General features: G+C 31.5%; 2 protein-coding genes and 1 pseudogene. All 3 read left to right on the top strand.

From position 1 onward, the window contains the following. Positions 1–159: 159 nt before the first annotated feature. The 3 genes and pseudogenes from KA894_RS13740 to KA894_RS13730 all read left to right on the top strand — a co-directional run bounded on the left by KA894_RS13740 (position 160) and on the right by KA894_RS13730 (position 2,975). A complete protein-coding gene (locus tag KA894_RS13740) occupies positions 160–753 on the top strand; it encodes a recombinase family protein (RefSeq protein ID WP_107384734.1) in 594 nt (197 codons plus the stop codon). After that, positions 725–2,167: pseudogene (locus KA894_RS13735) on the top strand (transposase). Before KA894_RS13740 ends, KA894_RS13735 begins: the two are co-directional and overlap by 29 nt. Next, entirely contained in the window at positions 2,160–2,975 is an 816-nt protein-coding gene (locus tag KA894_RS13730; RefSeq protein WP_000164962.1) for an AAA family ATPase, read from the top strand. The pseudogene KA894_RS13735 and the gene KA894_RS13730 overlap by 8 nt, the downstream one beginning before the upstream one ends. The last annotated feature ends 85 nt before the right edge of the window (positions 2,976–3,060 follow it).

The following is a 3,060-nucleotide window of genomic DNA, read 5'->3' as shown; positions in this document are numbered from 1 at the left end:
ACAGAAAATAACCATTTTCTGCACACTCCCTTTTTATGTCTAAATAGGTAGGTATATTATATGATTGAGTGTTCAAAAACCCAACAAAAAATCTATGTTCATAAAAGACCTTAGAATTAAGTTATGGTACACTGAATGTGTATATAGGAGGTTTGTATTTTGAAAATAGGTTATGCAAGAGTTTCAACTGGATTACAAAATTTGAATTTACAGGAGGATCGATTAAATCAATATGGTTGTGAAAAAATATTTAGTGACCATATCAGTGGTTCAAAAAGTAAAAGACCTGGTTTAGATAAAGCAATTGAATTTGCGAGGTCAGGAGATACGATTGTTGTTTGGAGATTAGACAGATTAGGACGTAATATGGAGGATTTAATCACATTAGTTAATGAGCTTAACGAACGAGGAGTAAGTTTCCACAGTTTAGAAGAAAATATAACGATGGATAAATCAAGTTCTACAGGACAATTATTATTTCATTTGTTCGCAGCATTTGCAGAATTTGAACGGAATTTAATTTTAGAACGTTCTTCAGCAGGCCGAATTGCAGCACGTGCTAGAGGACGCTATGGAGGTAGACCAGAAAAATTAAGCCAAAAAGATTTAAATTTACTTAAAACACTTTATGATAATGGCACACCAATCAAAACAATTGCGGAGCAGTGGCAAGTTTCACGTACAACAATTTATCGTTACCTCAATAAATTGGAGGACAAGGAAGATGAAAAACAAGGAGAAGTATCTAACTAATTTTTCTGAAGCCAAACGTAAAAAAGCTACTCAAAAGTACAATATTATAAAACCTTTTATCCTAGGCGAACAATCTTTATCAAGTATTTCTAAAAGTAAAGGGATTGCGTTAAGCACCCTTTATAGGTGGAATAAGTCATATAAAGAACAAGGACTTAAAGGACTAATCTATGCGACAAGAGCTGATAAAGGAACACGTAAAATAGAACCAAAGATAATTGATGAAATTGAACGCCTTGCGCTTATGAATAAAAGAAATAGTATAGCCACAATTCATAGGAAAATCACTAATTATTGTATAGAGAATAATTTTGATAAACCAAGCTACAAACAAGTTTATAGTATTATTAAAGCAATGCCTAAGTCTGTTATTGATTTCTCTCACCAAGGTGAAAAATACTATCAAAATAAGTACGATTTAATACAAATAAGAGAATCCTCAAGACCCAATGAAATATGGCAAGCCGACCATACTTTGCTAGATATTTATATATTAGATCAAAAAGGTAATATCAATAGACCATGGCTAACCATTATTATGGATGACTATAGTCGTGCCATTGCAGGCTATTTTATAAGTTTTGATTCTCCTAATGCTCAAAACACAGCATTAACACTATACCAAGCAATATGGAATAAGAATGATACCAACTGGCCAGTGTGTGGTATACCCGAAAAATTCTATACAGATCACGGAAGTGACTTTACCTCAAATCACATGGAACAAGTCGCTATTGACTTGAAAATAAATTTGATGTTTTCAAAAGTTGGTGTCCCTCGTGGTCGTGGAAAAATAGAACGCTTTTTTCAGACAGTTAACCAAATTTTCTTAGAACAACTGCCTGGATATATAAACAATAGTGATATTCCTAGTAATTTAATAAATTTTCACAATTTTGAAGAAAAATTACGTTACTTTTTAATTGAAAATTATAATCAAAAAGAACATAGTGCTATTCATACCACGCCTATCAGTCGTTGGAATAGTAATCACTTTTTCCCTAATATGCCAAGTAGCTTAGAACAACTTGATTTATTATTGTTGGAAATACCTAAATCTAGAAAAGTTCATTCAGATGGCATTCATTTTCAAGGTTTTTGATACATTAATACTAATCTAGCAGCTTATGTAGGTGAATATGTACTGATTCGTTATAACCCAAATGATATGGCTGAAATACGTGTGTTTTATAGAGATGAATTTCTTTGTACTGCTATATGTCCAGAAATAGCTGATTACTCCATAGATATAAAAGACATACAGCACGCTCGTAGTCAGAGAAGAAAACACTTAAAACAAAATATTACTAGTCCAAGTACCACGGAATTAATTAAGGAAGAAAAAAATTGTGGTTATTCACCTCAAGAAACGACTAAAAACGTCAATAAATTAAAGAGGTATCGTAATGACTAAAAATCAGAATTTTATTGAAACGAAAGAGTATAAACGGTTTGCTGAATTTTGTGACGCTTGCATTAAATATCAATATATTGGTATCTGTTATGGTCAACCTGGAGTTGGGAAAACTTTATCTTCAAGATATTATACAAATTGGGATACTATCGAAAAACAAGTTAACCATAGAGGTTGGGAAGATTTAGCTAGTAAAACGACCGATGACATACTATCGGTGGATAAAATATTTTATACTGCACCAGCAGAAAAACAAACTAAATTAAGGAATGATTTATATAGTATTACTGCAAGCATTGATTTGGGTCAAAAATTACATGTTGTAAATAAGTATGGACATGAACATAGTAAACATTATAGTGATATGTTTAAATATATTGATTTAATTATAGTAGATGAGATTGATCGCCTTAAAGTGCAACATTTAGAGCAATTAAGAGCTATTTATGATGAACATAATTTAGCAATGATATTTATTGGTATGCCGGGCATAGAGAAAAAACTATCTCGTTATCCTCAACTATATTCGCGCATAGGTTTTGCGCATGAATTTGATAATCTAAGTAAAGATGAGACGCATCATATATTAGAATATAAGTGGCAAGATTTAGGATTTGATTTAAAACTCGAAGACTTTACTGATTATGAGGCAATAACGACGATTATTAAAATCACAAAAGGGAATTTTAGGCTGATTCATCGTTTATTTGCGCAGATAGACAGAATTATGGATATAAATGGTTTAGATAAAATAAGTACAGAAGTTGTAGAAACAGCTAGAGATAGTTTAGTTATAGGTATTCGATAATAGAAAAAGTAACGCATTTTAATATAGTGCGTTGCTTTTCTCATTTTTTAGGTAAAGTCATTCTCATATATCGAATAAAGTGACA

This window comes from Staphylococcus sp. GDY8P131P (genome assembly GCF_017891975.1).
In the GTDB taxonomy this organism is placed as follows: Bacteria; Bacillota; Bacilli; order Staphylococcales; family Staphylococcaceae; genus Staphylococcus; species Staphylococcus nepalensis.
The sequence above is the reverse complement of the archived record's forward strand: the minus strand, read 5'-3'. Positions and strand labels throughout refer to the sequence as shown.